We start from the raw sequence: 25,983 nt of genomic DNA on the forward strand, positions 1-25,983 counted from the left end.
CCACAAGAGGCTATCGATCACCGAATGAATTATTTATGGGGCGGCAAGTGGATTTGCTTGCTGCGTAATTGAATTGCAGTTATTACTTGAAACCGCCGAAATTGAATTCGCGTAATTATTGAGCTTACTCATGCAGCCATTTTGAATTAGGCTCCTATAAACTATAAAAATTACTCCGGCGTGCTCTCCTAATGCTTTTTTATTATCTGAAGATATTCATTCTCACTCAATATTCGTACGCCTTTATCAGCAGCAGCAGATATCTTCTTCTCACCGACACTTTGCCCCGTAACAAGCATAGTTGTCTTACTTGTAACTGACTTTCCAATTTTTGCACCAAGCATCTTAGCCTCAGACTCCATATCTGGACGCTTTCCATGCTCCATTGAACCAGTGAATACTATCAATTCTCCACTTAGTAAAAGGTCTGATTCTGAAACTACCCTTTTAGTTTCTTTAAGATTAAAGCCTAACTTGTAAATTAATTGAAATTCCTTTTCTATACTCTTCAATCCCTCATGGATAGTCTCCGCACTTGTTTCAGCAAACCCATCTATCTTAATCAGATCCTCTACAGTCAGATTAAAAACATCGGCAACATAGTGATGTGCTAGCAATTTCTCGCAATTACCTTCTCCGAGTCTTGGAGCGCCAAATGCAGCTAAAAACCTCCAATCCTCCACCTCTAAAGTTCGGCTTGCAAATAGTTGCTCAATCAAATTCTCCGAAGTCTTCTCCCCGAAGCCCATTTCCACTAACTTTTCAATACTTAGATCGTATATATCATGAATCAACCCAATTCCGGATTTGTATATTCTTTCAATAACTTTAGGACCAAACCCATCTACATTTCTTAGTGTTTTAAAAAAATGGATCATCGTGTTTTCTGCCTGGGCTGGGCAATCTGTAGTATTAGGACAAAATAAGTTATCTCCATCCCAGACCACATGAGACTGACAGCTAGGACATTCTTCTGGTATATCTGGCTTCGCCCTTTCAATAACGCTTTCTATTTTTGGTATGACTAAACCACTTCTCAGCAGCTCGACCAAAGAACCTTTACCAATGCCTTTAGACTTCACCATTCCATAATGATGAGCAGTTGCCCGGCTGATAGTAGCCCCACTTAACCTTGTTGGCTCCAATAGAGCGACAGGTGTCAACTTCCCTGTTCTTGAGGTTTGAGGGACAACCCCTCTTACTACCACCTTTGCAATTTCTGCGTTGACCTTATACGCGATTTGCCATCTATGACTCTTCCTTGTTGAGCCCATATATTCCTTCAGCAAGCTATTGGTTGCTTCCGCAATTATTCCATCAACCTCGTAATCAACGGCATTCCAAATCTTATCTAGAATATTATTAAAATCACTCAAGAAAACTTTATAGCTTCCTACCCAATCATCCAAGAGCTCAAAGGGATAGAAAACGCAAGCCTCATCATCTATAGCCTGCTGTATTCTCTCATCTACCTTCTTCTCCGCAATAATTGACGCCTGGACATTTCTAGCGTTTTCAAAATAGCCACTTAATTTATCGTCAAAATAGCTCTTTCTAATTACAATTTCGCCAGCACCAGATCCTCTCACCCCACCTTTAGCAACCTTCAATCCCCTGTCAAATGCTCTAGTTATATCTTGCCCTCTAAAACCATCACCTCTTGTGTATAGCTTTTCTCCATTATCATAAGCGGCGTAGCCATCTAGTTTAGGCGTTACTCTGATTTCCAAATCGTCCAAACTTGGATCTATATCGTTAGCCGCTTTTACAAGTCGATTTACCCATTTCTCAATTTCTTCATAGGAGTATGCTTTTTCTGTAGAAAGCATTCTTACCGGCAATTCAACAGTTTTTGATTCAATGACTGGCTCTGGCTCGACTGAAGCCAAAAACGCACTACCAGGATCCTGTGTTTCAAGCTCTTTAACATACAAAGAGTCATACTTAGCATCAGACATTACTGGAACACCAGCTCTATATGTCGCATTCGCAATTTGAAGAATTAGTGTTAGATCTTCTGGGGAAAATGCCCACAATCCTTCATCTGTACTTAAAAGTTTTTGTGCCTTTATTTTATCTACTTCAATGCCTGCCTGTTTAATAGCAGCCATTTGAGCATCGGTTAACTTAATAGACATAATTAGAAACCCACCTGAGCAGGCTAGAGCGATTACTTTTACTTGAAAAAATAATAAGTGTTCTCATTCAAATCCCTAATGAATGGTGCATGCCATTCCCTAGTTGAAACACCCATGGGCATGGTGACACCCACATCCCCTGCCCTGCCCTGCGGATGATGACAGTGTCACCGATGCGGATATCCTTGCGGCGTATTTCGTCCTCGTTGTGCAGAGTAGCATTGGTGACGGCCACGCCTGCCACGTTGACCGGCTCGAGTCTTGCCACGGGAGTGAGTGCACCGGTGCGCCCAACCTGGATATCGATATCCAGCAGGTGGGTCATCTCCTCCTGGGCGGGAAACTTCTGGGCGATGGCCCAGCGCGGTGCACGGGAGACAAAGCCGAGCTGTTGCTGCTGGTCGAAGCTGTCCACCTTGAACACCACGCCGTTGATGTCGTAGTCGAGGCTGTCGCGGCGTTCACCGACGGCGCGGTAAAACTCGAGGCAACCCGCCACGCCATTAACGGTTTTCAGCTCCGGTGAAACGCGCAAACCCCACTGGGTGAGCATCCGGATGCTCTCGCTGTGGGTGGGGGCCAGCGGCCCACCCTCCACTTCACCGAAACCGTAGCAAAACATGGCCAGGGGGCACTGGGCGGTGATGCGCGAGTCGAGCTGACGCAGGCTACCGGCAGCTGCGTTGCGGGGGCTGGCAAAGGTCTTCTCCCCTGCTTTCCGGGCCTTCTCGTTCATGGCATTGAAGCCGTCGATAGGCATGTAGATCTCGCCACGCACCTCCAGCACATCGGGCCATCTCTCTCCCAGCAGGCGCAGGGGAACCGAGAGGATAGTGCGGACATTTTGGGTCACATCCTCACCTGTCTGGCCGTCGCCCCGTGTGGCGGCCTGCACCAGCACACCGTTTTCGTAGCGCAGACTGATGGCCAGTCCGTCGAGCTTGGGTTCGGCAGCATAGACAATCTGCTCGCCGGTGCCGAGGCGGTCTCGTACCCACTTGTCGAAGGCCTCTATCTCTTCCCCGAAAAAGGCGTTTCCCAGGGAAAACATGGGGATGCGGTGCTGCACCTCGTCGAATCCATCCAGGGGTGTGGCGCCCACGCGTTGGGTCGGGGAGTCCGGGCTTTGCAGTTCAGGGTATCTTGCCTCCAATTCCTGGAGCTCACGCAGCAACCGGTCGTACTCGCTGTCCGGAATCTCCGGGTTGTCGAGGACGTAGTACTGGTAGTTGTGATAATCGATGCGGTCGCGCAGCCAGGCGGCGCGCTCACTGTCCGTCTTGGGTATGCTCATACCTTGGCTCTTGCCAGTTGCAGCTTTCGGCGGTATTCGAGAATCTCTTCGCGCATGTGTTCGATGGCCTGCTTGGTCAGATCGCTGTGGGTCTCGTCCTGCAGGGTGGCATCGAGCATGGAGCCAAGGCGTTCCGCGGTGAAGAGCATATCGGAAAAGACAGCCAAGCCGTCCTTGGGACCAGGCAGCTGGCTGAACAGGGCCAATCCCGGTGTTGAGAACTCTGCATCGGAATTTTCCGGAAAGGTGCCGGGCTCAACCATGCTTGCCATGCTGAAGACGGCGGGGCTGTTCTTGCCTCCGGCGCGGCGATGGAAGATGTTCATCTCGCCGTACTCCAGCCCCACCTCGCGAGCTGCACGCCAGATATCGGCATTGTCAAAACCGCCGTTTCTGGACTTGAGAATCAACTGAATGATCTTGGTAGGCAGGCCCTTGCGGCGGATCTCTTCAGGGGAGAAGTCGTCCATCGCGGAGAAGGTGAGTTCGCCCTGCTCTGCGACAGGTTCTTTTATCTGTGGAGTAGCAGGCCCGGTATTTTCGTGAACGATCTCGTCCAGCTGGTGGAGCTCTTCCTCTAGGTCCTCGTCCCGGGACTCGGCATGGATTTCGTCCTCGTAGATAGACTCCTCTTCGTACTCATCCTCTTCTTCAGGAATTTCGTCCTGTTGGGGGACAGGCTGGGTAAGGATCTCGGGCTCCGCCTCCTGCTGGGCTCTGCGGATAGCGTGCACCTTGCTGGTGACCCGCTTGTGGCGATCCCAAAAGTAGATCCCCAGTATCAGGGGAACACCGGCCAGGAAAAGAATCAGTCGCAGGATATCGGCGTCCATACGGGCTATCTGGTTCTGTTAATTACACGATGGGTTTCGCTTTGCGCTACCCACCCTATATTTTGATAAAGCATACTCCCTCTTCCCTGATTTAGGGAGGGGCTTGGGATTAGAGGGTGCAGCTTGTCTTGATTCACCCTCACCCTAGCCCTCTCCCTCGAGGGAGAGGGAACCAAGCGAGTCTTCGACCTCGTGAAAGATTTTGGGACATCCAAGCCCCCAAAATCGACTCGGCCTTCGACAACCTATTAGTGCCCCGGACGTCCTGGTCAGCAGTGCGGCCTCACGGCTACCGGGGACTAACCGCCTCGGCTTTCAGCCTTCCATGGCGGTCAGCGAAAGATATTGTTACATCGCCGCCATCTGGGCGGCCTCTTCCACATCCACAGACACCAGCCTGGATACACCGGGCTCGTGCATGGTGACACCGGTGAGCTGGTTGGAGAGCTCCATGGTGATCTTGTTGTGGGTGATGAAGATGAACTGTACCCGGTCCGACATCAAGCGCACCATGTCGCAGAAACGGCCGACGTTGGCATCGTCCAGGGGCGCATCCACCTCGTCCAGCATACAGAAGGGTGCAGGGTTGAGCTCGAAGATGGCAAACACCAGGGCCACCGCAGTCAATGCCTTTTCACCACCGGAGAGTAGATGAATACTTGAGTTGCGCTTGCCGGGGGGACGTGCCATGACGGTAACACCGGTATCCAGTAGATCCTCGCCCGTGAGCTGTAGGTAGGCATGTCCGCCGCCGAACAACTGGGGGAACTTCTCCTGCAGACCGCTGTTGACCTTGTCGAAGGTCTCCTTGAAGCGGGTGCGTGTCTCGCGGTCGATCTTGCGGATGGCGTTCTCAAGGGTTTCCAGGGACTCGGTAACGTCCGCATGCTGGGTATCCAGGTAGTGCATGCGCTCTGACTGTTCCTGGAACTCGTCGATCGCGGCCAGGTTGATAGGGCCGAGACGGCGGATACGCAAGTCCATACGTTCCACCTCCTGCTGCCATTTTTCGACGTTGGCATCCCCCGGGAGCTCCATGAACAGCTCCTCGCGCATAAAGCCGGTCTCCGCCAGCTGTTCTTCGATGGTCTTGCTGCGAACCAGCACCTCCTGGCGCTGCATCTTGAACTGGTCCAGTGAGGAGCGCTGGGTCTGCACCTCCTGCTCAGCACGGTGACGATCCTGCTCCAGGCCGCGCAGACGGGCATCGATCTCTTCCAGGGCCTGCCGGGCCTTGGTCAACTCGGATTCCATCTCAACGCGGCGGGCGAGCTGCTTCTCCAACTCTTCGCTCTGTTCAACCAGGGGGGCGGAGCTCTCTTCCAGTGCCAGCTTCAGCTCCTCCCGGCGAGTGGCCAGGCGAACCAGTTGACCCTGCATGCGTTCCAGGCTCTGGGCGAGGGACTCGCGGGAGCTGCGCATGGACTCGATGCGCAGGGCGATTTCATGGGCTCTGCCCCGCTGGGTGCCTGCCTCTTCACGGATCTCGGTGAGGCGTTGGCGCAGTTCGTCACGGCGCTGAATCAGACCGTCGCGGCGCTCGCCCAGGGTCTCCATCTCCTCCAGGGAGGCGTGAAGTTTTTCCCGGGCCATCTCCAGGTCCCCGCGACCCTGTTCCAGCTGCCGGGAGAGGTCTTCCATTTCGCCACGCACGTGGTCGATACGGTTGCGCAGGTGCTCAGCCCGGGTGCGCTTACCGGTGAGATTGGAGCGGATATCCGACAGGGTCCGGTTGGCCTCGTTGAGCTCTTTCTGACGTTGCTCACGTTCATGCTCTGCCTGGTGTACCTGTTCTCGCCCCTGCTCCACGGCAGCAGCCAACTCTTCGGCCTTGGTCTCCTGGGCATTGATCTGCTCGGCCAGCTCGCGGATCTCCTCTTCGCGCTCCAGCACACCACCGGTCTCTCCGGTTTCACGGCTCAGGCGCATCCAGTTGCTGCCGACCCAGACACCGTCGCGGGTGATGATCGACTGCCCCGCCTCTAGGCTGTTGCGCATACCCATGGCCTGCTCAATGCTATCGGCATGCAGAATACCGCCGAGCACGCCGTCTAGGGGCCAAGGGGCCTTTACCTTCTCGGCAATGGAACCGGCTATGGAAGAGTGACGGGTATTGCTTGAGGTGTCGAACAGGCTCAGGCTGCCACTTTCCAGGGCAGCCAGCTCGGAACCGAGATTGCCGAAGTTATCCACGCAGACCGCTTGCAGATGGAAGCCGAGAACAGTCTCCACCGCACGCTGCCATCCAGACTCCACCTCGATCTTTTCCGCCAGGCGCGAGGCGCGGTCCAGGTCGTGCTGTTCCAGCCACTGGGTGGTTGCGCTTTCGTCCTTGCCCAATGCAGCCTGCTGCAGGGCTTCCAGAGAGGCGTGGCGACCGTGCATGGTCTGCAGGCTTGCCCGCACCTCGTTGAGTTCGTTGTTCAGATTGACGCTGCTCTGTCGCAGGCCGGTTATGTTCCGCACCGCGGCGGCAACATGCTCCTGGAGCTGGGCGACCTGCTCTTCCCGGGCCGTCTCCTGGTTCTCCAATTCAACGATTTCCTGGGCAAGGCGTGGATCTTCCAGCCGGGTCAGCTCTTCAGTGAACTTCTCGATCCGGCGCTGGAGGTTCTGGTCCTGCTCCTCTATGTGATTGATGCGGGTACGTTCGACCTGGGCAGTCTGGGCCGGTTCGGCGGCCTGGCGGTTGAAGTTCTCCCACTCGCTCTGCCAAGTCTGCATCGTCTGTTCAGCCTCGGCAAGGCGCTCAGCGGATTCCTGCTCGATTGCCCTCGCCTCCTCGAGCCGGGGCTCCTCTTCGGCCAGGGTCTCGTTGAGTTCGTTGAGGCGGTTTTCGTCCTGAACCCGGTGGTCGCTGGACTCCTGCCAGGCCTGCTCGGTCTGGTGCAGGTCGTGTTCGTTCTGGGCCCGGCTCTCCTTGGAGAATTGGATCGCCTGCTCCAGGCGTGCAATATCGCTGCCTACCGCGTAGAAGCGGCCCTGCACCTCGTTGAAGTGATCGTTGGCCTCTACATGGGTCTCGCGGTCACGCTCGATATCCGCTTCCAGGCGGCGCTGCTTGGCGATTGCCGCTTCCAGATCGGTCTCTTTCTCGGTAATGGTACGGTCGCGTGCCTTGATGTCCTCGTCAAGGGCGCTCCATCGCAAGGCCAGCAGCTCGGCCTTCAGGCGCCGTTCCTGCTCCTTGTACTCCTTGTATTTCTCTGCGGTCGCAGCCTGGCGCTGCAGATGTTGCAGCTGCTTGGCGATCTCTTCACGCAGGTCGTTGAGACGGTCGAGATTCTCGCGGGTGTGCTTGATGCGGTTCTCGGTATCGCGGCGGCGCTCCTTGTACTTGGAAATGCCGGCTGCCTCTTCCAGGAAGGCGCGCAGATCCTCGGGCCGCGCCTCGATAAGGCGGGAGATCATACCCTGCTCGATGATGGAATAACTACGGGGTCCGAGGCCGGTACCCAGAAACAGATCGGTGATATCCCGCCGGCGACAGCGGACACCGTTCATAAAGTAGCTGGACTGGCCGTCACGGGATACCTGGCGCTTTACCGCAATCTGGCTGTACTGGGCGTATTGACCACCCGCACCGCCGTCAGCGTTGTCGAACACTAGCTCGATGCTGGCGGTACCCACCGGTTTCCTGCTGGTGGAGCCGTTGAAGATGACGTCGGCCATGGACTCGCCGCGCAGCATCTTGGCGGAGCTTTCACCCATCACCCAGCGCACGGCATCGATCACATTGGACTTACCACAGCCGTTGGGGCCTACGATTCCCACCAGGTTGCTGGGGAATGGAACGGTGGTTGGATCAACGAAAGATTTGAATCCGGCTAATTTTATTTTTTCTAGGCGCATGGGACGCTACGATACCTTCAGAGGCTCCCGGTGACAAGGGAAAAACAAACCTGAATCGAACTTTAAGAAATAATTGTAACTTATTGTTTTATTACATTAAACGCGACATTGTATAATAAATGGACAGCCCGCTTGTGCGCACATTTCAGGCCCTTGGGGAAGTTGCGTATAATCCCCCCATTTTCCATAACCCTGACTCCGGAGCAACCCTATGCCCAGCCAGCCCAGTAAAACGCTGGAAACCTTTGAAAATCCTCAACAGGATCGCGACTTCACCATCCGCATCCGGGTACCCGAATTCACCTGCCTCTGCCCCAAGACCGGCCAGCCGGACTTTGCAGAACTGACCCTCGAGTACATTGCCGACAAGCTTTGCGTCGAACTCAAGTCCCTGAAGATGTACGTCTGGTCCTACCGCGATGAAGGCGCCTTCCACGAGGCGGTGACCAACCAGATCCTCAACGACCTTGTAGCAGTTACCCAGCCCCGCTTCATGCGCCTCACTGCCGACTTCAATGTCCGCGGCGGCATCTACACCACCGTGGTGGCCGAGCACCGTGCAGAGGGTTGGGAACCTGCACCAGCGGTCAACCTCCCCTAACTTTATGAACCTGCTCTAATCCAATGATTAAGCAGGCATTTATTGGCATCGATCTCGGCACCTCCGGGTGCCGAATCATTGCAATCGACGAGGACAAAAAGCCCCTGCTGGAGCTTAAGTCCGATCTTCCTCCTTCACAACGAAATGCCACCGGCCACTCTAGGCAGAATCCTGAAGACTGGTGGCAGGTGGTGCTGCAACTTCTGCACACCTGCGCCAGAGAACTGAAGGACTACCGCCCTGTCGCTATCGCGGTAGACGGCACCTCCTCGACCTTGCTGCTGACGGATAGCTCGGGCAGCCCCCTGACCCCGGCATTGATGTACGACGACCCCAGTGCCCGCAACTTTACCGACCGGATTGCCCAGGTCGCCGACCCGCAAAGTAGCGTCCACTCCGCAGGTTCCAGCCTGGCCAAGCTGCTCTACCTCGCCGATCAGACAGGGGGTGATTCAGTTCGACATGTGATGCACCAAGCTGACTGGATCAGCGGCAGGCTCTGCGGGCGCCACGGCTTCAGCGACGAAAACAACTGCCTGAAACTGGGATACGACGCCGTCAACCGGTGCTGGCCCGAATGGATGGAAGGATTCGGCTTTCCCCTGGCATGGCTGCCCGAAGTATTCCCCGCCGGGACTGATATCGGTTCCCTCGCACCGGAGGTCGCCCGAGAGCTGGGATATCCGGCAGACACTCGCGTTGTCACTGGCACTACCGACAGCACCGCGGCGGTGCTCGCCTCGGGAATCAGGCAGCCGGGCCAGGCCCTCACCTCCCTGGGAAGCACCCTTGTCCTCAAGATACTTTCCGATACGCCCCTGTCGTCTCCTGAACACGGCATCTACAGCCAGCGCCTGGGGGACCTCTGGCTGGTAGGCGGCGCTTCCAACAGTGGTGGTGCCGTACTCAGGCAGCTGTTCAATGACGAAGAGATCGAACGACTGACCCACAGTATCGACCCGGATTCGGAGACTGGCCTGGACTACTACCCCCTGCCCGCTTCTGGTGAGCGATTCCCGGTCAACGATCCTGAACTCCCTCCCCGGCTGAGCCCCTGGCCTGAAGACGACGCACACTTCTTCCAGGGCATCCTGGAGGGTATCGCCGATATTGAAACAGCCGGTTACCGGCTGTTGCAGGCATTGGGAGCTCCACACCTGGTCGAGGTCTTCTCCATCGGCGGCGGCGCAGTCAATAAACCCTGGCGGCTTATCCGGGAGCGGAAGCTCGGTGTCCCCGTTCATCGCTGCGACCACCAACAGGCAGCTTTCGGCAGTGCGCGTCTGGCCCGCAGTTCAGCCCTTCGATAAGTAACCTACTTCCTGAGCAGCCGGAAGATTCTCGTGAATCAAAATGTTTCACGAACTCTCAACCGTCTTTAACTGCACCGGCTAAGAGCCAGTAAACATAGGATTTTCAGAATTTCCTGCTAGGCTTGTATCCAATATTAAAAATAAGAATCGATATCGATGCTTTTCGCTACCCGGCCTTAAAACGGAGGTGCGGAAAAGCAGCCAAGGGGCTCACTATGCAGTCGGACGAGCGGACAAAAAGCCTGGCAGACCAGTGCCGTGAATATCGGGAAGCCTCCATGTCAAAGCTTCCCGATGACACGTTGCGCGTGGTACAGGACGCATCCCGTCGGCTGATGGATTCAGATTACGGAAGCCAGGCCCTGCGTAGCGGTGACAACAGTATAGACTTCACCCTGCCGGAGTGCCGCGGCGGTGAGGTCAATCTCAAGGAGCAACTCGCCAGGGGACCTGTCGTGCTGAGCTTCTACCGGGGATCCTGGTGTCCCTACTGCAACCTTGAAATCCGCGCCCTGGGCCAGGCCCTGCCAGAGATCACCGCGGCAGGCGCCCGGCTCATTGAGATCTCTCCAGAACGCCCTGAACACAACCAGTTCGACCCCACCGAACTGGGGGAAGGCTTCGACCTCCTCGCCGATCTAGGCAATGGCGTTGCTCGTAAGTACGGGTTGATCATAGCGGTGTTCGAATCCCTGAGGCCGCTCTACAAAACCTGGGGTTTCGACATTCCGGAGCATAATGGGGATGACAGTTGGGAACTTCCCATCCCGGCGACCTACGTGATCGCCCGGGACGGCACCATCAAGGCCCACTACGTAGACAAGAACTACACCGCCCGCATGGAATCTGACGATACTGTAACCGCATTGAAGGAGATGCAGGTAGCCTCGGCGTTTGACGACTCTTGCCCGCCGTAATCAGCTCACAAGACCAATACCCCTCTAATCTCTTCTCTTGTGGGAGTCGCGCCTTATTACCCGGAGGATGCCCGTGGCGACTGGCACCTGATTCAGATTTAGTAGCAAATCCCTATCGGGCTGAGGGCGGCCCTCCCACAAACAAACCCTTTACACCTGATCGATAGCACTTGTGGGCGCCGCGCCCCGCGGCGATAGGTGCTGAGAAATCACTCCTCCTCGGCCAATCCGCCGAAGGTCTCCACCAGGCGCGGTATGAAGCGCCCCAACTCAAGGGTCATCAGGGAGAAGTCCACATCGAAGCGGGCGGCCTCGTCATCCGTCTCTGCCTCGGCAGCCTCTTCCTGGATCACGTCCATGAACTTCAGGCGTTTGATGGACATCTCCTCGGTCAGCACCAGGGACAGGCGCTCGTGCCACTCAACGGCCAGTCGGACCACCTGTTTGCCGGCATCCAGGTGGACTCGGATCTCCTCCCCTTCGAGGTCCTGGCGGCGGCAACGGATAATCCCCCCCTCTTCCACCGTGTCCCTGAGTTCGCACTCGTCCTGCACCAGGAAATCCGCTGCCGGATCCACCCCCTTGAGCCAGGAGGTCATGACGTAGGCCGGGGACTGGGCCACTTCCAGGGGCTTTAACGGAAGGGTACCGATGGTTTCACGCAACAAGGTGATCAGCTCTTCCGCCCGCTTGGCGCTGGCGGCATCCACCACCAGCCATCCGCCCTTGGTATCGACGTAGGCGTAGGTGGTCGAAGACTTGGTGAAAGACCTGGGCATCAGGTCTGTGAGAATTTCGTCCTTGATCTCCTCGCGCTCCCGGCGACGCACCTTGCGTGCTTCGGCTTCCTCGATTGCAGCAACCTTCTCCACCAGGTGCTCACGTACCACCGCGGCAGGAAGAATCCGCTCATCGCGGCGGGCACACATCATGATGCAGCTGCCCACCGCGTGGGTGAACAGTTCGGCATTGCGTCCCAGGGGTTGCACCCAGCCCATGGTGGACATCTCCAGGCTGTCGCACTCCCTCGCCTCCTCCTGCTGGAGCTTTTCATGCAGCTCTTCAGGGGAGAGATCAAAGGGTTTGCTCAGGCGATAGATCTGGAGGTTCTTGAACCACATGTAGGAGGACTCCGGCAAGAAAAAAGAGGGATTATCCCGGATGCCGTCCTCTCTTGCCAGCCGGAATGAGACTGCTAGCGAGCCATTCTTATGGGAAGACGCTTGGGCCCCCAGGTGCCAGGCCCCGCGGGATCGAAAACACCGGCAATGTGGGCGCCGCATTTGCTGCAGCTACCGCTTTCCTTGAGGTTCCAGCTTCCCAGCCGGTACCAGTCGCGCTCGATCAGCAACTCGCCACACTCGGGACACCAAGTGCTACCCCTCCGGCTGTCGTGGACATTGCCGGTATAGGCGTAATGGACACCGTTACGGATGGCGATCTCCCTGGCCATGGTGAGGGTGGATACCGGCGTGGAAGGTTTATCCATCATCTTCCAGTCGGGATGGAAGGCGGTGAAGTGCATCGGCACATCGGGTCCCAGGTTCTCAACCACCCAGGTGGTCATCCCGTCCAACTCCTGCTCGGAGTCGTTCTCGCCAGGAATCAGCAGCGTGGCCAGCTCGAACCAGACATCGGTCTCCTGTTTGAGATAGACGAGGTTGTCCAGGATCGGTTGAAGATGTCCGCCGGTCAGCTTGTGATAGAAGCGTTCCGTGAACGCCTTGAGGTCCACATTGGACGCGTCCATGTAGCTGAAGAACTCCTCCCTTGGCCCCGGGGAGATATACCCCGCCGTCACGGCCACGGACTTAACCCCCAGTTCACGACAGGCGATAGCGGTATCGATGGCGTACTCGTGGAAGATAACCGGGTCGTTGTAGGTATAGGCCACGGAGCGGCAACCCAGTTCCTTGGCGGTTTGGGCGATAGCCTCGGGGGATGCGGCATCGGCCAGGGTGTGCATTTCCCGGGATTTGCTCATATCCCAGTTCTGGCAGAAACGGCAGGCCAGGTTGCATCCCGCCGTGCCGAAGGAGAAGACCGGTGTGCCGGGCAGAAAGTGATTGAGGGGTTTCTTCTCGATGGGATCAACGCAGAAGCCGCTGGAAAGTCCATAGGTGGTCAAAACGATTTCACCACCCTCACAGGCCCGCACAAAACACAGCCCCTGCTGCCCCTCCTTCAGCTTGCACTCACGGGGACAGAGGTCGCACTGCACCCGCCCGCCTTCGAGCTTGTGCCAGCACTTCGTCAGATGATGGTGGGGAACCGGCTGCACTGTTTCAACCTCCCTCCTGATAACCTAATTATAGATCGCTGCACGAGCCTTGATTTTTGGCCCTTATGGTTCCATTGTTACTAGAGAAGCAGATGCTGAACTTGCACTCCTGAACGGGGGACGCAACCATGAAGAAAATTCGCAGACCTGCCGTAGCCGGACTCTTCTACCCGGCCGATCCCGATGAACTGCGCAGTAAAGTTCGCCAATTCCTCCACGACGCCACCCCGGGACGCATCAAGACCCCAAAGGCGTTGGTTGCCCCCCATGCGGGCTACATCTATTCCGGCCCCATCGCCGGCAACGCCTATGCACAGCTCTCTGAAATCAAGGAGACCGTAAAACGGGTGATCCTGTTCGCCCCTTCCCATCGCATGGCCTTCAGGGGCCTGGCCTACAGTGCCGCGGATTACTTCGAGACCCCACTGGGCAACGTAGCGGTGGATACGGAGGCCCTGGCAGCCATCGATGACCTGCCCCAGGTCAAGCAGCTCGAACAGCCGTTCGAGAACGAGCACGCCCTGGAGGTGCATATCCCCTTCCTCCAGGAGAGCCTAGATGATTTCCGCATCGTCCCGCTGCTGGTCAGCGACGCCACCCCGGAACATGTTGAAGAGGTATTGGAGAGGCTCTGGGGCGGCGACGAGACCCTGATCGTAATCAGCTCCGACCTCAGCCACTACCTGGACTACGACTCCGCCAAGAAGATGGACAGCGAGACCACCCGCGCCATCGAAGAGCTCGACCCCGACAGCCTCGGATACAACAATGCCTGCGGCAGAACCCTGGTGAGCGGTTTGCTGCTGGCAGCCCGTCATAACCACCTAAAGGTCACAACCCTGGATCTGCGCAACTCCGGCGATACGGCGGGACCGCGCAACCAGGTCGTGGGATATGGCGCTTATGCATTCTCCTGAAAAAATCGGAAGCAGACTCTACACGGCTGGCAGAAAGACCCTTCTGGAACTAGCCGAAGCCTCCATTCGCCACGGGCTGGATACCGGTGCACCCCTTTCTGTTGATGCCCGGGATTACCCGGGAGAGCTGCAGGCCGAGCGGGCCTGCTTCGTCACCCTGAACCACAGCGGGATGCTCCGTGGCTGCACAGGCCACCTGGAGACGATTCAGGAGTTGGTAAAGGACGTTGCCGAAAATGCCTTTTCAGCCGCATTCAGGGACCCGCGCTTTCCCAGGATGACCCCGGTGGAGATGGATGGTCTCGAGATCCACATCTCGGTGCTCACCCCTGCCGTCCCCCTGGAGTTCACCACCGAGCAGGATCTGATTGCAAAAATGCGGCCCGGGGTGGATGGCCTGATTCTTCAGGAGGGGATGCGCCGTGGAACTTTCCTGCCCTCGGTGTGGGAACAGCTCCCACAGCCTGAGCACTTCCTCAAGCATCTCAAGCTCAAAGCGGGGCTGCCCGCCGATCACTGGTCTGACGACATCACTATTTTCCGCTACGAGACGGAGTCCTTCTCCGCGGAAGATATCAGCGCTTGATGCACCTTCCCACGGAGCCCGCCGCGCAGGTCTTCCCGTCGGTCCATATGGCGTTATCGAAACGGGCACCGGCCAGCACCGATCCGCCAAGATTGGCCCCTGTCAGATCGCTGAAACTGAGATCGGCGTTGGACAGGTCGGCATAGGAGAGGTCCGCCTTGCGCAGACCCGCCCCCTTCATCATAGCATTTTTCATTTCGCTGTAGCTGAGATCAGAACTGCTGAAATCCGCGTACTGAAGATCGGCATCGTTGAAACGGCTGCCGGAGAGTTTTGAACCCCGAAGCACTGCATTATTGAGATGAGCACCCTGCATATCCTTGCCTTCGGCATTAAGACCATCCAGGCGGCAGTTGCGCCAGTTGACGCCGGGAGCAGCCGCGGCCAGGCAATCCGGATCGGGTTCTTTTTCCGAACCACCTATCATGAAACCATATATGATGACTGCCGCTACTAGCAGACCGATGACCCCTGCACCAATCAGGGGGAAAGTACTGCTCTCCCGCTCCTCCTTCAGAGCGGTCCTTGCCTTGCGATGTTGCTGAGCCACTTCGGGCTCATCATCACGCCGCTCCCCCTTGCGACGGCCTGCAAACTCTTCATCATCCTTGGCCGTTCTGCGCTCGCGACCTGTACGCTCGTCTTCACGCAACTTGGCTGGCAATACCTCATACAGTCTTCCTTCGGCAGCCGCTTTTCGCACCTCAGGCGAGACCACCTCCGGCACATCGGAGACTCTCTGCCAGGTCTCCCTGTCCATGCTTACCTCATCGGTCAGGAGCACGCGCCCCAGTGTTACGAAACGCCGAATCGTACCGCTTGAAAATGGCCCCTGGGCTTTCCCCTTGCGCCTGACATACCAAAGGTTCTGTTTGCCTGTTTCTTCTATTTCTTCAGTCATAACTTTTATATTTAACCACTAATCAATAAATAGTTCGGCATCTCTGCCGATAAACTGTAGAGCAGTCAAAGAGAAAACGCTATTTTGTTAAAAATCACGGCAGGAAGCTCCATTGCCCCTGGATAAAGATGCAAATATCCGACCTGATCAACAACCCGCGTCTTTACATTGAAGAGACCCGCCTGCGGGCAATCGAAGACCTCAGGCCAGGACAGACGGTCAAGGCCACCGTGCTCGCCCCGACCCGCGACAATGTCGCCAAGCTACAGGTAGGTCGCCTGGAGGTCCTGGTGCGTACGCCCATCGGCCTTGAAAAGGGCCAACAGTTGAATATCAACGTGGTAAAAGCTGGCAGCAGTCCCGAATTGAGCCTGCTCCGCGAATCCACACTTGCTGAACTCCAGGCCCGTTTTTTTCGAGCCGTGCTGCCAAAACAGCAACCATTGCCTGCATTTTTCAACAAACTCAGAACCATCCTCAACACGCCTGTGGCTCCCCTGCCGAAAGATCCGATCAGACCCGACAATTCAGGTAACCTGCAGAGGACACTGACCGGAAGTAACCAGCCAACTCCGGGACCTCAGCTCCGAGCCGATTCAACAAGGGCAATGCCCCCGTTCATCCAGGCCTGGAAGGGGCTGGCGACACCGTCTGCGCTCATCGCCACCCTGAAGCAGATGCTGCAGAGTGCACAGCCTGCACGAACCTTTCTGCAGATTGTGGCTCAAAACGCCACCACACCCCCAACTGTTGAGCGTAATCAGAATCAATCCCCATCTCTGGCTGCGACTAGACAGTCAGACGGTCGGGCATTGACTCAAAAAACAGGTATCCCCCTCGCCTACCGTATTGCACAGGCAGAGGGAAAACCGACACAGACGGTGGCGACAGGAAACACCACGACACCACCACAAACACCAAGCAGGGAGATATCGGGCAACCGTACCAATCCCAGTTCACAAGCACCCCCGGTCGCCATCAAGGGCAACAATGCCCCGGCACCATCCGGCATTGAAAACGGGCTACCTCAAAACCTGCTGGAAGCGCTAAAGCGGGTACTCAGCCATACGATTCCCAACAACGAACCGATTACACCTGAACGCCTGCGTGAGGCATTGCAGGCATCCGGCCTGTTCCTGGAATCGAGCCTGGCTCAGAACGTGACCCCGCAATCCGATTTCAAGGCCAGCCTGTTGCAACTGCTTTTACTGCTGCAACGTGCTCCGGCCAACGCCCCCACTACCTCGGGCACACAGCAACAGCCAGGCACCCCCCAACAACCAGCCACAGCTGGTGCAGAAGGTGCATTGGGGCGTTTTTTAGCGGAGTTGCTGGGACACGCCGAAAGCGCCCTTGCCCGTGTTCAGATGCACCAGTTGGCTTCTGTGCCTGTGGACGACCAGCCCAGGCAGACCTGGCACCTGGAGGTCCCTGTCAGTAATGCCGGGAACACGGACAGCTTTAAGCTGCGTATTGCCCGTGAGAACCACGCTACCGATGGTGATGATGAGACCCTGTGGACCGTGACCCTCAATTTCGATCTTGAAAACCTGGGGCCGGTAAAAGCTGTTCTGACCCTGACCGACGACCTGATCTCCAGCCACTTCGTGACACAGCTGCCGGAGAGCGCCCGGCGCATTGAACGCGAACTGCCAAAGCTCGATGCAGCATTTGAGCGGGCCGGCCTGAGAGTTGGCCGGGTATCCGCCCGGCAGGGAAAAACAGACGATGAGGAGGTCAACCTGCAGAGGTTCCGACAACTGCTGGATGAGAAAGCATGAGCGAGACCTACAACCAACCACCAGAATCTGCTGTCGCCCTGCTCTACGATGGAGAGAATGCCCCGCGGGTGACTGCCAAGGGTCGCGGAGAGTTGGCTGCGCGCATATTCGAGCTTGCCGAACAACATGGCATCCCTCTGGAGAAGGACCCGGAGCTGGCCGCCATACTTGCACAGATACCCCTGGGTGACGAGATACCCGAAACTCTCTATCGGGCCATAGCGGAGGTGATCGCTTTCGCCTACCTGGTATCGGGAAAGCGGCCGCCGGGATTCAAGGAGCCCCAATCAGAATGATTTGGGAATTCCGATAAATCTGTAAATTCAAAAGAGTTAGTTACGGCGGTTACGCTGGTTGCGATCGTCAAGCTCTTTCTGCTCCCTGCCCTCTTCGACTTTCTGTTCCGCACTGCGCATGCGGTCGACTGCCTTGCCCAGGACCTGGGTTCTGACGTGCTTCTTCTGCCACTCCTGTTTGCGGCTGGTGCACTCGTTCTGGCTCAACTCGACGATGCGGGTCTGCTCCCGGATCGCCAGTTCGAGTTTTTCGAGAAATGCCCGGTACTCGATCAGTTGGGCTGTCGAGATACCGTTCCTCGACGTTTCCTGGAAGCGCTCGAGGTACTCCTGGTGGTAACGCTTGAGTTCCTCCAGCTTCGCCTCCTGCTCGTGCACGTGGCGCTTGGAGTCTCCAAAGCGTTTGGCTGCTTTCCTCTCCCTGGACTCAGCTATGCGTTTGACTGGTAGCAACCGTTTCGATGCTGTCATGTTCTATCCGTGTTGGACATTGGGTTATACCGTTACCTCTACTTCCCGCGCTGCTGGAAAGAGCGTCATCAGGGCAGCCAGGCTCTCCTCCAGGGGCACCCTTGTAAACATATCCTGCCGTAAAAACGCCTCGAGGGATGGCATAGCATCGATCGCCGCATCGATCCGCTCGCCCGAGCCCCTCTCGTATGCCCCCACACTGATCAGGTCCTGGTTCTGCCGATATATTGAGTATAGTTGTTTAAACGCCCTGGCTGCATCCTGGTGATCCATGTCGGTAATTTCGTTCATGGCCCGGCTGATGGACGCTTCGATGTCGATGGCAGGATAGTGTCCCGTGTCGGCCAGCTTTCTGGACAGCACAATATGGCCGTCGAGAATCGCCCGCGCCGCGTCAGCAATGGGGTCATTCTGATCGTCCCCTTCGGTGAGCACGGTATAAAAGGCGGTAATGGAACCACCCGTATCACCGTTACCCGCCCGCTCCACGAGCTGTGGGAGTTTGGCGAATACGGAAGGCGGATATCCCTTGGTGGCCGGCGGCTCGTGAATGGCCAGGGCGATTTCACGCTGTGCCTGGGCAAAGCGGGTCAGGGAGTCCATCAGCAGCAACACCTGCTTGCCCTGGTCGCGAAAGTGCTCTGCAATGGATGTGGCCAGCATGGCGCCATGCATTCGGCGCAGCGGCGTGTTGTCCGACGGCACGGCCACCACCACCGCCCGCGAAAGACCCTCCTCGCCAAGGATGTTCTCTACGAACTCTTTCACCTCGCGTCCGCGCTCTCCGATCAGCCCCACCACGGTGACATCGGCATTGGTGTAGCGGGTCATCATGCCCAGCAGCACACTCTTGCCCACACCTGAACCGGCAAACAGCCCCAGGCGCTGCCCCCGACCTACACTGAGCAGCGCATTGATGGCCCGGACACCGACATCCAGGGGCTCTTGAATCGGCGCTCTCGCCAGGGGATTGAACATCTTTCCGGTCAGCGGGCGGCGCTCCACGGTATGGATCGGACCCTTGCCGTCCAAAGGACGCCCGGCCCCGTCGATGACACGGCCCAGCAGGTGATCCCCAACCAGTGCTTCGCAAACACGGCCCGTGGGCACCACCCGTGAATCCTGTTCCAGTCCGCGGATGTCACCGGTTGGCATGAGGTAGAGGCTCTCACCGGCAAAACCCACCACTTCCGCTTCGATGGTATCACCGCTGCCGCTGATCACGTTGCACTGACCGCCAATCGCTGCGCGACAGCCAACCGCTTCCAGGGTGAGTCCCACCATGCGGGTCAGCCGCCCTTCGACCACCAGGCCGCGGCTGTCACTGATTTGTTGTCTGCAGTGGGCAAGCCGTTTTGACCAGATACTATTGCGATTGGCTTCAGGATCGGTCATCGATCACTCTCCTGGCGTTCCACTACTGTCGTCCAGATCACGTTCGCCGCCAAGGATGGGGGCCACGAGAGCGGCCAGGCGAGATTCCAGGGTAGCATCCACCTGGGAAGTTTCGGTCATCACCCGGCAGCCGCCCCTGGCGATCTGGGGGTCCTCTACGATTTTCCAGCCGAGTTCCTTCTCGCCCACTTCGTAAACCTCACGCACCATTGCAGCGTCGTCCGGATGGACCACCAAGCGAACATTGCGCGAGGCAACCGGCAGTACGGCAACGGCTTCACGCACCACACCGACTATCTGCCCGGGATCGGCCCGCACCTCTCGTCTGACCAGTTGCTTCACCATGCTGACAACCAGTTCGACGAGTTCGTGCTCCACCTGTTCGTCGAGTTGGCGCAGTGGGGTATTCAGGGTCTGCATCAGTTCATCAAACTGTTTAAGCTGCTCACTGCCCCGAACCAGCCCTTCCTTGTGACCGCACTCGAAGCCGGCCTTTTTACCCTGTTCGTAACCCTCGTCGTAAGCTTCCTTCTGCAGCTGTTCAAGTTGATCAGCGGTCAGCAGTTTTCCTGGCTTGGCCGCATTCAGGGCGCCCTTGCCTCCCACGTCCGGCGGTTGCCATTGGCGGGCTTCGGGGGATTCCTGGCCTGAAATGACCTTAGACGAACTCTTCTCCACCTGCGCCTCCGAGCATGATTTCTCCGGCATCCGCCAGGCGGCGGGCAACGGTCAGAATCTCTTTCTGTGCCATCTCTACGTCGCTGAGCTTGACGGGTGCTGCTGCTTCCATGTCGTCGCGCAGCATCTCCGCAGCACGCTTCGACATGTTCTTGAATATCTTCTCCTTGAGCATTTCGTCTGCACCGCGCAGGGCCACCAGCAACTGTTCCGAGGCGATCTCCCGCAGCAGGGTCTGGATCCCACGATCGTCCACATCGATCAGGTTGTCGAAGACGAACATGTTGTCCTGCAGTTCCTGGGAGAGCTCTTCGTCCGCCGAGGTGATCGTCTCCAGCACCTCTTCAGAATTATCCAGGAGGTTGAGAATGTTTGCTGCGGTCTTCACGCCCCCCAGGGACGAGGACTGGACGCTGGTCGCACCACTGAACTGCTTCTCGAGAATCGAGTCGAGCTCCTGCAAGGCATTGGGTTGTATGCCTTCGAGGGTGGCAATGCGCATCAGGATGTCGGAGCGCGCCCTCTCCGGCAGTTCACCAAGCACTTCCGCCGCCTGGTTGGCATCCAGAAACGAGAGAACGATAGAGATGATCTGGGGATGTTCAAGCCTGATCATCTCGGCAATGGCCCGGGGGTCCATCCACTTGAGCTGATCCAGGCCCTTGCCTGCCCTACCCAGCAGAATGCGGTCGATAACGCCGCTGGCCTTGTCCGGGCCAAGGGCCTTGGTGAGTACGTTGCGGATGTATTTGTCTGAGTCGAGTCCCAGGGCGGTCTGGGTCCTGAGGGACTTGACGAACGAACGCATCACCGTTTCCATCTGCTCGGTGGAGACGTTGCTCAGTCCCGTCATGGCAGCCCCGAGTTTCTGGACCTCCTTGGGGCCCATATGGGATAGCAGAGCTGCTGCATCCTTCTCGCCAAGTGCGAGCAAGAGGATCGCGGCCCTGTCTACACCCTTCAGATCACTCGCAGTAGATTCAACCTCATCCTGCATCTTCGGCTACCCATTGTTTAACAACCTGCGCCACGCGTTTGGGGTCCTCGTGGACCATGCGCCTGGCAGCATCCAGTGTATCCTCGTACCGCTCCGGACCGGGAAGCCTCAACGAGTCTTCATCACCTCCCGCCAAGGCGCCAGCTGCTCCGCCCGCACCGGCCATACCACCTGCCCCGGCCATACCTGGCACACCCTCGGGGGTTTCAGCCGGTACAGGAACAGCGGTCAGTCGCTTCATGGTGGGTCGCAGCACCACAAGGATCAGTACTAGTACCAGTATGACACCACCCACCTGTTTCGCCATATCCCAGACCCAGGCCTGTTCCCAAATGGGAATTTCAGGCAGGGGCTCGGGGGGCGGTGGCGCCAGGAAGGAGGCGTTTATCACCTGTACACTGTCGCCGCGCTGGGCGTTGAAGCCAATGGACTCCTTGACCAGCTGGGTGAGACGGCTGAGCTCCTCGGGGGTACGCTCGATCCGACTGACGGCACCATCCTCGGCGACGGACGCCTTGTCATCCACCACCACGGCGACGGAGAGCCTGCGCAGGTCTCCCGTGGAGAGACGGGTGTGGCTGATGGTCTTGTCCAGTTCGTAATTGCGCGTCGCGCGCTTGGTGGCACTGAGGGGGCCTGATGTCTGCTGCTCTTCACCTGTTCCTTCCTCGACAGCCACTTCAGGTGCGGTTCCTGCAACCGGCGGCTGATTGCTAAAAGCTCCTGGCACACCCTGGGCTCCGGCTGCCGACCTGCTGGAGGTTTCGTTGATCTGCTCGCTGCGCAGCGCAACGATATCCGGGTTGTAGCGCTCCTCGGTCTGCTCGGTGATGGTGAAATCCACGTCTGCAGTCACCTCTGCACGAACGTTGCCCATGCCCAGCACAGGCGTCAGGATATCTTCAATGCGCTGACGGTAATGCTCCTCAAGCTGCTTGGTGTATTCGAACTGGTTTGCACTGAGTATCATCTCGCGGCTGTCGCCCTTGCCACTGAGCAGTCTGCCCCGCTGGTCCACCACGGTAACGCGGCTGGTATCGAGCTCGGGCACGCTGGAAGCCACCAGGTGAACGATAGAGTCAACCTGACCCTTCTCCAGGGAACGCCCACTGTAGAGTCCGACAACCACCGAAGCACTGGGTTCCTTGCGCTTGCGCACGAACACCGACTGTTTGGGTGTTGCCAGGTGTACCCTGGCAGATGAAACGCTGTTGAGCGAACCGATGGTGCGGGCCAGTTCCCCTTCCAGGGCCCGGTGGAAACGCGCCGCCTCCAGGGCCCGGCTTGTGCCGAATCCGGTCTCCTGCTGAAGCAGTTCAAAGCCCATCGCATTGCTGCGCGGCAAACCCTGTCCGGCAAGTTGCAACCGCGCCTCGTCCACCTTGCCGCTGGCCACCATCACGGCGCCGGTTCCCTCGTCCACTTTGAAATCGATGTTTGCCTGCTCGAGGGCGGCTACCACCTCCATGGCATCCTGCTGGGAAAGGCCACCGTAGAGCAGGCTGTAGTTGGGTGTCCAGGACCAGAGGGCGATGGTGATTCCCAACGCCACACTGGCCGCAAAACCGATCCATGCCGCCAATTGCCTGACGATGGGATTATGCCCCAAAGAGGGTGTCTGCACCGGTACTCCGGTATTAGCGTTTGCAATTTCGTTTGCCATAGCTCTCCAAGCCTCTATCTATAATTTTAACTGATTATTCAGCTAGTTAGATCGGCATATTCATGACATCCTTGTAAGCTTCAACCAGCTTGTTCCTGACCTGCACCATGGCTTCGAAGGAGAGACTGGACTTCTGAATGGCCGCCATCACCTCGGCCAGGTTCACATTCTCCTCTCCCATCTCGAAAGCCTTTTTCAAGGCGCCGGCATCCTGTTGAGTTTCGTTGACCTTGTCGATGCTCTGCTTCAGCAGGTCACCGAAATCCGCCTGGCCAGTCTCCTTCGCAGGCTGTGTCTCACCTGATGCCTGGGCAGACATCAGTCGCATCTGTGCCAAAACCTGATCGATATTCATTGTGCTCATGGTCTGCTTACTCTGTTCAATACAACGCTAACACTTACTTATATACACATTGCGCACCAACTCACCCCGGGATCGCCACTCCGGCCTCTTTTAGGCGGGCAATCTTGTATCTGAGGGTTCTCTGACTGATGCCGAGCCTTTCTGCAACACTCTTGCGGCTACCGTTTTCATCCCGCAGGGCGTCGAGAATCATCTGCTCCTCAACCGAGCGGAGATCGTCATTCAACCGCCCCACCGGCTTCTCGCCAACAGCGGGCTTGGCGCCCTGCACTTCCATCTCGAAGCTGAGATCATCGGGGCCTATATCGGTGCCGTTGCAGAGGATCAGTGCCCGCTGAATCACGTTGTCCAGTTCACGAACGTTACCCGGCCAGTTATGGCTGAGCAGGCGCTGTTCGGCCACCGCTAAAAACCGCGGTGCCTGCATGTTCTGCATGGTGCACTGTCGACGCAGCATGAACCTGGCCAGGGGCAGAATGTCACGGGTGCGCTCACGCAACGGGGGGAGATGAATCGGGAAGACGTTCAGCCGGTAGAAGAGATCCTCGCGAAAACGGCCGGCGGATACTTCTTCACGCAGGTTGCGGTTGGAGGTGGCCAGTACCCTCACGTCCAGGGGGATCACCTTGCTGCCACCGATGCGCTCGACTTCGCGCTCCTGCAGCACACGCAGTAACTTCGCCTGCAGACCGAGATCCATTTCCGAGATCTCATCGAGCAGCAATGTACCGCCCTGGGCCTGTTCGAATTTACCGGCCGCAGAGCTGTAAGCACCGGTATAAGCACCCTTCTCGTGGCCAAACAGCATGGCCTCCAGCATGTTGTCCGGAATAGCTGCACAGTTGATGGCAACGAAAGGCCCCTCCCTGCGTGATGAGTTGCGATGGATATAACGGGCGAAGACCTCCTTACCGGTACCGCTCTCGCCACCGATCATGACCGTCGTATCGGTGTTTGCAACCCGTCCCGCCAGTGCAAGCAGTTCCCGGGTGCGCAGATCGTCGGCGATGACCTCTTCATCCATGGACCCCCAGTCGACCACCGACTCTCTTACTTTCTCCAGCAGGGTCTCGGGCTCAAAGGGTTTTGCCAAGTAGTCCACCGCACCATCGCGCATGGCGGTTACCGCCTTTTCAATGTTGCCGTAGGCAGTCATCAGGAGTACGGGTACGGCCGGGTGATCGGCCTTTATCCGGTTCAGCAGTTCCTGTCCGTTCATGGGGCGCATCTGCACGTCACTGACCACCATGCCCACACTCTGCTGCTCCAGCACTTTGAGTGCGGCTTTGCCGTCACCAGCGCTGATGACTGAATAGCCCGCCAGGTCCAGCGTATCGCACAACGCCTCTCTCAGCGTCGGGTCGTCTTCAACAACGAGAACCGTTGCATTATTCATAAAGCACTCCTCGTCAAACCGTTCACTGCGTTGTTGCTGCTATCCAGTGCAGGAAAACTCAAAATAAAACTTGCACCACCACTCTTGCTGGCATCTACCTCGATCTCTCCCTGGTGGGCCAGGACAACAGACTGGACCACGGCGAGACCAAGCCCGGTGCCATCTGAACGGGTGGTGTAAAAAGGATCGAATATGCGTTGGCGGACATCGACGGGGATTCCGGGGCCGTTGTCCTCAAAGCGAATTTTTACATGCTGACCCTGGCGATAGGCTCTGATCACCAGTTTCACATCGTCTCCGCCATGTTCCAGGGCATTGATGGCCAGGTTTGCAAAGGCACCAATCAGTGCATCCTTGTTGCCACCGATGGGCGGCACGGATTCGATCTCGATGATCAGTTGGGCATTGGTACCCTGGTACTCGAACAGTGGTGTCAACGTCTGCCTCAGGTCACCTAGCAGCAGCGCGATATCCATCGGCTCAGGGGTATAGCGCTGGCCGCGGGCAAAGGACAACATGTCGTTGATCTGGCGCTCTATGTGCATGAGTCGGGTACGGCAGTGATCGGAAAAGCGCTTGCGCTGCTCTGGCGTGAGGTCATCACGTGCCAGGTGGGCGTTGTAGAGCAGTACCGATGAAAGTGGTGTTCTTACCTGGTGGGCCAGTTGGGCGGACATCTCACCCATGGCGCTGAGACGCTGCTGGCGCTCCACCCTGCTCTGCAGCTCACGGGTTTCGGTGATATCCAGCAACAACAGGATGCGTCCGGATTCAGGCAGTAATGACCGCTCCGTCAAGCTCACCAGACGACCGGACTTGAGGCGAATCTCGTCCCCCGGGCCGTGCCGGGTGAATTCATCTTCAGCCAATGTCTGCCAGTTTTGCGAGGTGTTGATCCGGGGGAATAACTTCTGGGCTGCAGGATTGAACTCCTGCACCCGTCCATCACCACCCACAACGATAACCGCAGCTGGCAATGTGTCGAGCAGCTTGGAGAGCCGGTTGGCCAGGCGTTCTTTCTCGGCGAGCTCAACCATCCGCTCGCTGCGAGCAGCGGCAAGCTCCTCGCTCAGCTTTGAAACTTTCAGCTCAAGTTGCTGATAGGAGTCGGCAAGCTGCTCGGAAACCTGGTTGAAAACCTGGAAGGCATCCTGGAGTTTTTGTCTCTCTGCGGGAATTCCGCTGCTCATCTGCACTTTTCACCACCATCGGTTTGCCCGTATTGGGCCGCTGACAGTACAGCAGCAAAAAGTGTTCCAGAATAATGATTTACTTAATTAACAATGAGTTACGAATAGATCATTAGAAG

21 protein-coding genes and 1 pseudogene are annotated in these 25,983 nt (G+C 57.2%); 7 read left to right on the plus strand and 15 right to left on the minus strand.

Features of this window, described 5'->3' with window-relative positions:
* Positions 1–188: 188 nt before the first annotated feature.
* From BOW53_RS04450 to smc, 4 genes and pseudogenes are all read right to left on the minus strand, one after another.
* Positions 189–2,138 (minus strand): helix-hairpin-helix domain-containing protein, encoded by a 1,950-nt coding sequence (locus tag BOW53_RS04450; RefSeq protein WP_135606998.1) that lies wholly within the window; start codon positions 2,136–2,138, stop codon positions 189–191.
* A gap of 142 nt (positions 2,139–2,280) precedes the next feature.
* A pseudogene (ligA, locus tag BOW53_RS04455) lies at positions 2,281–3,432 on the minus strand (NAD-dependent DNA ligase LigA); the annotation flags it as partial.
* Positions 3,429–4,265, minus strand: a complete 837-nt coding sequence (locus tag BOW53_RS04460; protein ID WP_078486311.1) for a cell division protein ZipA — start codon at positions 4,263–4,265, stop codon at positions 3,429–3,431. The pseudogene ligA and the gene BOW53_RS04460, both read right to left, overlap by 4 nt.
* Before the next feature lie 348 nt (positions 4,266–4,613).
* Complete coding sequence (smc, locus tag BOW53_RS04465; RefSeq protein WP_078486312.1) at positions 4,614–8,117, minus strand: chromosome segregation protein SMC; 3,504 nt, start codon at positions 8,115–8,117, stop codon at positions 4,614–4,616.
* 211 nt (positions 8,118–8,328) lie between these two features.
* Here smc and queF point away from each other — a divergent pair, with 211 nt between their 5' ends.
* From queF to BOW53_RS04480, 3 genes are all read left to right on the plus strand, one after another.
* Positions 8,329–8,718, plus strand: coding sequence for a preQ(1) synthase (queF, locus tag BOW53_RS04470; protein ID WP_078486313.1), 390 nt, complete (start codon positions 8,329–8,331; stop codon positions 8,716–8,718).
* 23 nt (positions 8,719–8,741) lie between these two features.
* Positions 8,742–10,028: an FGGY-family carbohydrate kinase gene (locus BOW53_RS04475; protein ID WP_078486314.1), complete on the plus strand. Its 1,287-nt coding sequence runs from the start codon at positions 8,742–8,744 to the stop codon at positions 10,026–10,028.
* 218 nt (positions 10,029–10,246) lie between these two features.
* Positions 10,247–10,948: a peroxiredoxin-like family protein gene (locus tag BOW53_RS04480; RefSeq protein WP_078486315.1), complete on the plus strand. Its 702-nt coding sequence runs from the start codon at positions 10,247–10,249 to the stop codon at positions 10,946–10,948.
* 209 nt (positions 10,949–11,157) lie between these two features.
* Here the strand turns inward: BOW53_RS04480 and rdgC are convergent, their stop codons facing one another.
* Both rdgC and amrS read right to left on the minus strand, forming a co-directional pair.
* Positions 11,158–12,069, minus strand: a complete 912-nt coding sequence (gene rdgC, locus BOW53_RS04485; RefSeq protein WP_078486316.1) for a recombination-associated protein RdgC — start codon at positions 12,067–12,069, stop codon at positions 11,158–11,160.
* Positions 12,070–12,143: 74 nt separating this feature from the next.
* Positions 12,144–13,229, minus strand: coding sequence for an AmmeMemoRadiSam system radical SAM enzyme (gene amrS, locus BOW53_RS04490; RefSeq protein ID WP_078486317.1), 1,086 nt, complete (start codon positions 13,227–13,229; stop codon positions 12,144–12,146).
* Positions 13,230–13,357: 128 nt separating this feature from the next.
* Between amrS and amrB the strand changes: the two genes are divergently transcribed.
* A complete protein-coding gene (gene amrB / locus BOW53_RS04495) occupies positions 13,358–14,146 on the plus strand; it encodes an AmmeMemoRadiSam system protein B (protein ID WP_078486318.1) in 789 nt (262 codons plus the stop codon).
* Positions 14,133–14,732: an AmmeMemoRadiSam system protein A gene (gene amrA, locus BOW53_RS04500; RefSeq protein ID WP_245831997.1), complete on the plus strand. Its 600-nt coding sequence runs from the start codon at positions 14,133–14,135 to the stop codon at positions 14,730–14,732. Before amrB ends, amrA begins: the two co-directional genes overlap by 14 nt.
* On the opposite strand, the gene BOW53_RS04505 is transcribed toward amrA, so the two are convergent.
* Positions 14,722–15,633, minus strand: coding sequence for a pentapeptide repeat-containing protein (locus BOW53_RS04505; protein WP_078486320.1), 912 nt, complete (start codon positions 15,631–15,633; stop codon positions 14,722–14,724). The genes amrA and BOW53_RS04505 overlap by 11 nt on opposite strands.
* 128 nt (positions 15,634–15,761) lie before the next feature.
* Here BOW53_RS04505 and fliK point away from each other — a divergent pair, with 128 nt between their 5' ends.
* Entirely contained in the window at positions 15,762–17,414 is a 1,653-nt protein-coding gene (gene fliK / locus BOW53_RS04510; protein ID WP_078486321.1) for a flagellar hook-length control protein FliK, read from the plus strand.
* Entirely contained in the window at positions 17,411–17,710 is a 300-nt protein-coding gene (locus tag BOW53_RS04515) for an EscU/YscU/HrcU family type III secretion system export apparatus switch protein (protein WP_078486322.1), read from the plus strand. The genes fliK and BOW53_RS04515 overlap by 4 nt, the downstream gene beginning before the upstream one ends.
* Before the next feature lie 36 nt (positions 17,711–17,746).
* On the opposite strand, the gene fliJ is transcribed toward BOW53_RS04515, so the two are convergent.
* From fliJ to BOW53_RS04555, 8 genes are all read right to left on the minus strand, one after another.
* Positions 17,747–18,181 (minus strand): flagellar export protein FliJ, encoded by a 435-nt coding sequence (fliJ, locus tag BOW53_RS04520; RefSeq protein WP_078486323.1) that lies wholly within the window; start codon positions 18,179–18,181, stop codon positions 17,747–17,749.
* Positions 18,182–18,205: 24 nt separating this feature from the next.
* A complete protein-coding gene (gene fliI / locus BOW53_RS04525) occupies positions 18,206–19,576 on the minus strand; it encodes a flagellar protein export ATPase FliI (RefSeq protein WP_078486324.1) in 1,371 nt (456 codons plus the stop codon).
* 3 nt (positions 19,577–19,579) lie between these two features.
* Positions 19,580–20,254, minus strand: a complete 675-nt coding sequence (locus BOW53_RS04530) for a flagellar assembly protein FliH (protein WP_172838764.1) — start codon at positions 20,252–20,254, stop codon at positions 19,580–19,582.
* Entirely contained in the window at positions 20,235–21,251 is a 1,017-nt protein-coding gene (gene fliG, locus BOW53_RS04535; protein WP_078486326.1) for a flagellar motor switch protein FliG, read from the minus strand. Before fliG ends, BOW53_RS04530 begins: the two co-directional genes overlap by 20 nt.
* On the minus strand, positions 21,241–22,914 hold the full coding sequence (gene fliF, locus BOW53_RS04540; RefSeq protein ID WP_078486327.1) for a flagellar basal-body MS-ring/collar protein FliF: 1,674 nt from the start codon (positions 22,912–22,914) through the stop codon (positions 21,241–21,243). Before fliF ends, fliG begins: the two co-directional genes overlap by 11 nt.
* Before the next feature lie 46 nt (positions 22,915–22,960).
* The gene (gene fliE, locus BOW53_RS04545; protein WP_078486328.1) at positions 22,961–23,278 is read right to left on the minus strand and encodes a flagellar hook-basal body complex protein FliE; all 318 of its coding nucleotides are present in this window, start codon (positions 23,276–23,278) and stop codon (positions 22,961–22,963) included.
* A 61-nt stretch (positions 23,279–23,339) separates the two neighbouring features.
* A complete protein-coding gene (locus tag BOW53_RS04550; protein ID WP_078486329.1) occupies positions 23,340–24,674 on the minus strand; it encodes a sigma-54-dependent transcriptional regulator in 1,335 nt (444 codons plus the stop codon).
* Positions 24,671–25,864 carry a sensor histidine kinase gene (locus BOW53_RS04555; protein WP_078486330.1) on the minus strand — a complete coding sequence of 398 codons (1,194 nt, stop codon included), beginning with the start codon at positions 25,862–25,864 and terminating at the stop codon, positions 24,671–24,673. Before BOW53_RS04555 ends, BOW53_RS04550 begins: the two co-directional genes overlap by 4 nt.
* Positions 25,865–25,983: the final 119 nt, after the last annotated feature.

It is taken from the genome of Solemya velesiana gill symbiont, assembly GCF_002020805.1.
Taxonomy (GTDB): domain Bacteria; phylum Pseudomonadota; class Gammaproteobacteria; order Chromatiales; family Chromatiaceae; genus Sedimenticola_A.

Excerpts from the sequence above, each read along its gene's own strand:
- BOW53_RS04450 (WP_135606998.1), bottom strand. The coding sequence starts at position 2,138 with ATGTCTATTAAGTTAACCGATGCTCAAATGGCTGCTATTAAACAGGCA.
- BOW53_RS04460 (WP_078486311.1), bottom strand. The coding sequence starts at position 4,265 with ATGGACGCCGATATCCTGCGACTGATTCTTTTCCTGGCCGGTGTTCCC.
- smc (WP_078486312.1), bottom strand. The coding sequence starts at position 8,117 with ATGCGCCTAGAAAAAATAAAATTAGCCGGATTCAAATCTTTCGTTGAT.
- queF (WP_078486313.1), top strand. The coding sequence starts at position 8,329 with ATGCCCAGCCAGCCCAGTAAAACGCTGGAAACCTTTGAAAATCCTCAA.
- BOW53_RS04475 (WP_078486314.1), top strand. The coding sequence starts at position 8,742 with ATGATTAAGCAGGCATTTATTGGCATCGATCTCGGCACCTCCGGGTGC.
- BOW53_RS04480 (WP_078486315.1), top strand. The coding sequence starts at position 10,247 with ATGCAGTCGGACGAGCGGACAAAAAGCCTGGCAGACCAGTGCCGTGAA.
- rdgC (WP_078486316.1), bottom strand. The coding sequence starts at position 12,069 with ATGTGGTTCAAGAACCTCCAGATCTATCGCCTGAGCAAACCCTTTGAT.
- amrB (WP_078486318.1), top strand. The coding sequence starts at position 13,358 with ATGAAGAAAATTCGCAGACCTGCCGTAGCCGGACTCTTCTACCCGGCC.
- amrA (WP_245831997.1), top strand. The coding sequence starts at position 14,133 with ATGCATTCTCCTGAAAAAATCGGAAGCAGACTCTACACGGCTGGCAGA.
- BOW53_RS04505 (WP_078486320.1), bottom strand. The coding sequence starts at position 15,633 with ATGACTGAAGAAATAGAAGAAACAGGCAAACAGAACCTTTGGTATGTC.
- fliK (WP_078486321.1), top strand. The coding sequence starts at position 15,762 with ATGCAAATATCCGACCTGATCAACAACCCGCGTCTTTACATTGAAGAG.
- BOW53_RS04515 (WP_078486322.1), top strand. The coding sequence starts at position 17,411 with ATGAGCGAGACCTACAACCAACCACCAGAATCTGCTGTCGCCCTGCTC.
- fliJ (WP_078486323.1), bottom strand. The coding sequence starts at position 18,181 with ATGACAGCATCGAAACGGTTGCTACCAGTCAAACGCATAGCTGAGTCC.
- fliI (WP_078486324.1), bottom strand. The coding sequence starts at position 19,576 with ATGACCGATCCTGAAGCCAATCGCAATAGTATCTGGTCAAAACGGCTT.
- fliG (WP_078486326.1), bottom strand. The coding sequence starts at position 21,251 with ATGCAGGATGAGGTTGAATCTACTGCGAGTGATCTGAAGGGTGTAGAC.
- fliF (WP_078486327.1), bottom strand. The coding sequence starts at position 22,914 with ATGGCAAACGAAATTGCAAACGCTAATACCGGAGTACCGGTGCAGACA.
- fliE (WP_078486328.1), bottom strand. The coding sequence starts at position 23,278 with ATGAGCACAATGAATATCGATCAGGTTTTGGCACAGATGCGACTGATG.
- BOW53_RS04550 (WP_078486329.1), bottom strand. The coding sequence starts at position 24,674 with ATGAATAATGCAACGGTTCTCGTTGTTGAAGACGACCCGACGCTGAGA.
- BOW53_RS04555 (WP_078486330.1), bottom strand. The coding sequence starts at position 25,864 with ATGAGCAGCGGAATTCCCGCAGAGAGACAAAAACTCCAGGATGCCTTC.